The sequence below is a fragment of the Halomonas sp. 707B3 genome, assembly GCF_024158645.1.
In the GTDB taxonomy this organism is placed as follows: Bacteria; Pseudomonadota; Gammaproteobacteria; order Pseudomonadales; family Halomonadaceae; genus Vreelandella; species Vreelandella lionensis.
The window spans coordinates 1-6,034 of record NZ_JAMZBE010000187.1; the positions used below are offsets into that span (position 1 = coordinate 1).

Annotated in this window: 5 protein-coding genes; 3 read left to right on the forward strand and 2 right to left on the reverse strand. The window is 59.8% G+C overall.

The genetic code is table 11. The features are described 5' to 3' along the window. Positions 1 to 93 precede the first annotated feature (93 nt). The gene (locus BIS10_RS16855; RefSeq protein WP_253506992.1) at positions 94 to 1,512 is read right to left on the reverse strand and encodes a cryptochrome/deoxyribodipyrimidine photo-lyase family protein; all 1,419 of its coding nucleotides are present in this window, start codon (positions 1,510 to 1,512) and stop codon (positions 94 to 96) included. A gap of 111 nt (positions 1,513 to 1,623) precedes the next feature. Here BIS10_RS16855 and BIS10_RS16860 point away from each other — a divergent pair, with 111 nt between their 5' ends. Beyond that, entirely contained in the window at positions 1,624 to 1,926 is a 303-nt protein-coding gene (locus BIS10_RS16860; RefSeq protein ID WP_062363117.1) for an antibiotic biosynthesis monooxygenase, read from the forward strand. A 42-nt stretch (positions 1,927 to 1,968) separates the two neighbouring features. Here BIS10_RS16860 and BIS10_RS16865 read toward each other — a convergent pair whose 3' ends face one another. Then, positions 1,969 to 3,234: a Zn-dependent hydrolase gene (locus BIS10_RS16865; protein ID WP_253506995.1), complete on the reverse strand. Its 1,266-nt coding sequence runs from the start codon at positions 3,232 to 3,234 to the stop codon at positions 1,969 to 1,971. 308 nt (positions 3,235 to 3,542) lie between these two features. Here BIS10_RS16865 and BIS10_RS16870 point away from each other — a divergent pair, with 308 nt between their 5' ends. Beyond that, positions 3,543 to 4,823: an aspartate aminotransferase family protein gene (locus tag BIS10_RS16870; RefSeq protein ID WP_253507001.1), complete on the forward strand. Its 1,281-nt coding sequence runs from the start codon at positions 3,543 to 3,545 to the stop codon at positions 4,821 to 4,823. 30 nt (positions 4,824 to 4,853) lie between these two features. Continuing rightward, positions 4,854 to 6,034: CoA-acylating methylmalonate-semialdehyde dehydrogenase (mmsA, locus tag BIS10_RS16875; protein ID WP_253506998.1), on the forward strand; the 1,181-nt coding region annotated here is incomplete at its 3' end.

A 6,034-nucleotide genomic window follows, 5' to 3' on the forward strand; every position in this document is an offset into this window, starting at 1 on the left:
CGCCGACACAGCACAAGTGATAACTTGTCACCGGTTGAGTATGAAAGGCGTTACTTTAAGAGCCTAACGGGTGTCTAGAATATCCGGGGCGATTCACAGCTTCTTCCAGTGGCGCGCTTCGGCTTCAAAATCGTTGGGAATGGGGTAATCGACGCCCGGCTGAAAGCCGAAGCGTTTTTGCAGGCTTTCCGGCAGCGCCCAGGGCTTGGCGCGCCATTCCTGAGGCAGGGGCGAAAGCTCTGGCACCCAGCGGGCGATGAACTCGCCGGTGGGGTCGTTATCTTCTGCCTGCTTGATCGGGTTGTAGACCCGCATGGCGTTGGTGCCGGTGGCGCCTGCCTGCATTTGCACTTGGGGGTAGTGAATGCCGGGCTCAAAATCAGTAAACAGCCGCGCTAGGTGCAATGCTGGTTCATACCAGTGCAGCCCCAGACCAAAAGTGGCGTGGGAGAGCAGCATGGCGCGCATGCGAAAGTTGATCCAGCCGGTGGCGGTCAGGCTGCGCATGCAGGCATCTACCAGCGGCACGCCGGTTTGGCCGCGCTTCCAGGCAATCAGGTGGGGATGTTCCGGGTCGCGCTCCCGCAGGCCGCGCAGCGCCGGGTGGAGGGTTTGATGCTCGATGCTGGGTTCGCTCTCCAACTTCTGAATAAAGTGGCAGTGCCAATAGAGCCGCGAGGTAAAGGCGCGCAGCGAGCGGGCCCAGGCGGTGTCGTCGGCGTGCTTTTGCCGCTGGCGGCGCAGGGATTGCACCACTTCCCGCATGGAGAGCGTGCCCCAGGCCAAGTGCGGCGAGAGCCGCGATCCAAACTCCCAGGCCAGTAACGGTTTAGAGAGCGAGCCGCGATAGCGCCGCCCGCGCTGGGTAATAAAGCTCAGCCACAGCGCGCGCCCTTCACTGCGCCCGCCGCGCTGGCGTTGGGGGCAGGGCGTGGTATCAAACCCCAAAGTGAGCGAGGGCAGTTGCGCTACGTCTACGTGATGAAATGCTTCCCAACCGGGAGCTGCCACCGCTGTTGGCGGGGCGGGGTAGGTGGGGGCGGCCATCAGCGCTTCCCAGTGGCTTTCCCAGCGGGATTGATGCCCGGTGCGGCTACTCAGCCCGCGAATCACGCCCTGCTGGCGGGCTTCCTGCCAGGGCACTTGGTGGGCGTGGCACCACGCCTGAACACGTTGGTCGCGCTCAAAACTCCAAGCGTTGCCGGTCTCTTGGTGGGAGTGCAGCACCAGTTCGCCGTAGTGGGCTTTTAGCGCGGTTAGGCACTCCACTATATCGCCCTGCCACAGGCAGAGCGGCAAGCCCAGCGTGTTGAGCGCTTGGGCAAGATCAACCAGTGAATCGGCGGCAAACTGCCAGTGGCGCAGGGCGCTGTCGGGCGCTTGCCACTGTGCGGGCTCAATAGCAAATAGCGGCAGCACAGGGCCCGCCGCTGCGGCGTTGGCCAGCGGTGCGTGATCGTGAATACGTAAATCGCGTTTGAACCAAACGACCTGAAGGGGTGCCTGAGCCATTAGCCGTAACGCCTGTTCGTCACTTATCTATTCGTGATGCAGTGATGACGTTACCATCAAGCGATTGTTTGCGTAACCAACTGAGTCACACCCGCTCACAGGAGAACCACTATGTATATCGCAATGAACCGTTTTCGGATTGCCCCAGGCCGCGAAGAGGATTTTCTAGAGGTATGGCGCAACCGCGATTCCCACTTGGACGAAGTGCCGGGCTTCAAGCAGTTCCAAATGCTGCAGGGCGAAAGCCAGGAAGACCACACCGTATTTATCTCCCACAGCGTATGGGAATCCGAAGAGGCCTTCCGCGCCTGGACGAAGTCAGATGCCTTCCGCAAAGCCCACGCCAACGCCAAAGCGCCAGAAGGCATCTACCTTGGCCCGCCTAAGTTTGAGGGGTTTGAGGTGGTGTTGTAAGGCAGGAAATGGCTACCGCACCTGGGTGCGGTAGCGATACTCTCAGGCGGTGCCTGCTGCTTCTAACATGGCGTGCAGCAGCACGTTACACCCTGCATGAACATCGCCTGGCGTCGCGCTTTCCGCTTCGTTGTGGCTGATGCCGTCTTTGCAGGGAATAAAGATCATCGCCGCTGGGGCCACTCGGCCAATGAAAATCGCATCGTGCCCCGCCCCGCTGATGATATCCATATGAGATAACTCTAGCTTTTCAGCCCCTTGGCGCACGGCCTCGACACACGCTTTATTGAAATACTCGGGGGCAAAATCCGCCGTGGGCGTTAGTTCATAGGTTAACCCGTGGCGCTGGCAAATCTCCTCAATCGCTGCGGCCACCGCGTCGCCCATAGCCGTTAATGCATCTGGCTCCCAGTGGCGCATATCCAGCGTCATCTTGACCTGCCCAGGAATCACGTTGCGCGAGCCGGGGTGCAGCGCCATATACCCGACGGTGCCGCGCCCGTGGGGCTGGTGTTCGTTGGCAATCCGGTTAAGCGCTTGAGTCACTTCCGCTGCGCCCATCATGGCGTCCCGGCGCAGGTGCATGGGCGTGGGGCCTGCATGGGCCTCTAGGCCGGTAAGAGTGAGGTCAAACCATTTCTGGCCCAGCGCGCCAATCACCACGCCAATGGTGGTGTCGGTGTCTTCTAAGATAGGGCCCTGCTCGATATGCGGCTCAAAGTAGGCCTTAATCTCGCTGGGCGATACCTCGTCGCTGCCTCGGTAGTGAATAGCGTCTAGGGCATCGCTGACCGACACGCCATCGGCGTCTTTACGCGCCATCATGGCATCGAATTCCAGCTCGCCGGTAAACACGCCGGAGCCCATCATGCAGGGCGGGAATCGGCAGCCCTCTTCGTTGGTCCACGCGACCACTTCAATCGGCGCTTTAGTGGTAATGCGGTGTTCGTTTAAGGTGCGGATGACTTCCAGCCCTGCCAGCACGCCAAAGCAGCCGTCGTACTTACCGCCCGTGGGCTGGCTATCCAAATGGCTGCCTGCCATCACCGTTTTGGCGTTGGTGTCGCTGCCTTCTCGGCGGGCAAAAATATTGCCGATATTATCGATGCGAATGGTGCAGCCTTCGGCGCGGCACCACTGAATAAACAGGTCGCGGCCTTGGCGGTCTAGCTCGGTCAATGCTTGGCGATTGACGCCGCCTTTCGCGGTAGCGCCCAGCGTGGCCATCTCCATCAGTGCCGCCCAAAGGCGGTCGCTGTCGGTGCGTAAATGATCGAGTGTTGTGGTGGGGTCAACAAGCGAGTTCATACGTTATGTCGTCCTTTTCAAAGTGGCACAGGTAATGCTGGCGGCGTCCTGTTAGTTGTTATTGGCTACTAGCCAGCGTAGAGATAAATGCCGCCCAATTACGTCTAAATTCTCTAACGTGAACAAAAGAAAAGGTTAATTTTATAAACGTGGTGGGTGGCGCATGCTGTGGCTATGCCTGTTAGCGATGGAGCTTGGCCACTATGTTTGGATTAAAAAGCGGACTAAAAAGCGGATTAAAAAACCGCACCACTACCCACACGCACCCAGCCGATGAGCAGGGCACCGCCCTCAACCAGCATTTCTGGATGCCGTTCAGCGCGAACCGCGATTTCCGCGCCAACCCGCGCATGATTGCGGGGGCGGAAGGGCGTTATTACATTGATGACCAGGGGCGCAAGCTGTTTGATTCGCTCTCTGGCCTATGGACCTGCGGGGCAGGCCATAACCGTGAAGAGATCCAAAAAGCCGTGGCGGCGCAGCTGGGCACGCTGGATTTTGCCCCTGGCTTTCAGATTGCCCACCCGTTGGCATTCAAACTGGCGGAAAAGGTCGCGAGCTTAACGCCTGCCGGGCTGGATCACGTGTTTTTCACCAACTCCGGTTCAGAAGCCGCCGATACCTCGGTCAAGATGGCCAAGGCCTACTGGCGTTTAAAAGGTAAGCCGGAAAAAACCCGCATGATCGGCCGCGCCAAGGGCTACCACGGGGTAAATATTGGCGGCACCAGCCTGGGAGGTATTGGCGGCAACCGTAAGCACTACGGCCAGTTGATGGACGTGACGCACCTGCCCCACACCCTGCAGGCTGGCCATGCGTACACCCGTGGCCAAGCGGAAACCGGCGCTGAGCTTGCCGACGCGCTGCTGGATCAAATCGCCCTGCACGATGCCTCTACCATTGCGGCGGTCATTGTGGAGCCGATGTCGGGCTCGGCGGGTGTGATTGTTCCGCCAAAAGGTTACCTGGATCGGCTGCGGGAGATCTGCACCGCCCACGATATTCTGCTGATTTTTGATGAGGTGATTACCGCCTTTGGCCGCAGTGGGGCGACCACCGGGGCCGAAGCGTTTGGCGTCACGCCGGATATCATGAACGTGGCTAAACAGATCACCAATGGCGCGGTGCCGATGGGCGCAGTGATCGCCTCTGGTGAGATTTTCGACACCTTTATGCACGCAGGCGGTGCCCAGCACGCCATTGAATTCCCCCACGGCTACACCTACAGCGCCCACCCCGTGGCCTGCGCGGCGGGGCTGGCAGCGCTGGAGATGATGGAGCGCGAAAACTTCCCCGCTCAGGTGAATGCTATCGCCCCCATATTCGAGCAGAAGCTGCACGCCCTAAAAGGCCACAACCACATTGTCGATATTCGTAACTACGGCTTGGCTGGTGCCCTTCAGCTAGCGCCGCGCAACGGCGACCCCACCATTCGCCCCCGCGATGCCCATATGGCGCTGTGGGAAGCGGGCTTTTACGTGCGCTACGGCGGCGACACCCTGCAGTTCGGCCCTCCCTTTGGCACCACGGAAGCCGAGCTTGAGCGTTTGTTCGATGCCGTTGCGACCACCCTGGATTCACTGGCGTAGCCCTGGCCAACCCTGTTTTGGAGTTTCATGATGAGTGTTGTTTCCCACCTGATTAACGGTGAGCTATTAGAAAGCCAGCGCACGCTGGACGTCACCAACCCTTCTACAGGAAAAGTGATTCGCCACGTGGCGGATGCCAGCGCGGCGGATGTGGAGCGTGCCATTGCCGCAGCCCAGGCCGCTTTTCCTGCCTGGCGCGATACGCCGCCCGCCAAGCGCGCCCAGGTGATGTACCGCTTTAAGCAGCTGCTGGAAGAGCACGCGGAACGCCTCGTGCGACTGGTCAGCGAAGAGCATGGCAAAACGGTCGAAGACGCCATGGGCGAGCTGAAGCGCGGCATTGAGAATGTCGAGTACGCCTGTGGCGTGCCAGAGCTGTTAAAAGGCGAGTACTCCCACAACGTGGGGCCAGGCATTGATGCCTGGTCTAACTTCCAGCCGCTGGGCGTGGTAGCGGGCATTACCCCGTTTAACTTCCCCGCCATGGTGCCGCTGTGGATGTACCCGATGGCGATTGCCTGCGGTAACACCTTTATTCTCAAACCATCTGAGAAAGACCCATCAGCGGCCATGGCCGTGGCTGAACTGCTGCAAGAAGCGGGGCTGCCCAAAGGCGTGATGAACGTGATTCACGGCGGTCGCGAAGCGGTGGAAACACTCTTAGATGCCAAAGCCGTCAAAGCCATTTCGTTTGTGGGTTCCACACCCGTGGCGGAAGCGATTTATTCTCGTGGCTCGGCGGCGGGCAAGCGCGTTCAGGCCCTGGGCGGGGCGAAGAACCACGCGGTGATTCTGCCGGATGCCGACCTGGAAAACGCCGCCAACACCCTGATGGGTGCCGCCTACGGCAGCTGCGGCGAGCGCTGCATGGCGATCTCAGTAGCGGTATGCGTAGGTGATGAAACCGCCGACCGATTAGTGGAAACCATGCTGCCCAAAATAGCTAAGCTGAAGGTGGGGCCGGGTACCGATAAAGGCCTGGATATGGGCCCGCTGGTCACTGCAGAGCATCGCGATAAAGTGCTTGGGTTTATTGAAGACGGTGTGAATGCTGGCGCTTCGCTGGTAGCGGATGGCCGTGGCCTGACCGTGGCTGGCCATGAGGAGGGCTACTTTGTGGGTGGCTGCCTGTTCGATAACGTCACCGCTGACATGCGCATTTACCAGGAAGAGATCTTTGGGCCAGTGCTCTGCGTAGTGCGGGTCGGCAG

Excerpts from the sequence above, each read along its gene's own strand:
- BIS10_RS16870 (WP_253507001.1), top strand. The coding sequence starts at position 3,543 with ATGCCGTTCAGCGCGAACCGCGATTTCCGCGCCAACCCGCGCATGATT.
- BIS10_RS16855 (WP_253506992.1), bottom strand. The coding sequence starts at position 1,512 with ATGGCTCAGGCACCCCTTCAGGTCGTTTGGTTCAAACGCGATTTACGT.
- BIS10_RS16865 (WP_253506995.1), bottom strand. The coding sequence starts at position 3,234 with ATGAACTCGCTTGTTGACCCCACCACAACACTCGATCATTTACGCACC.
- BIS10_RS16860 (WP_062363117.1), top strand. The coding sequence starts at position 1,624 with ATGTATATCGCAATGAACCGTTTTCGGATTGCCCCAGGCCGCGAAGAG.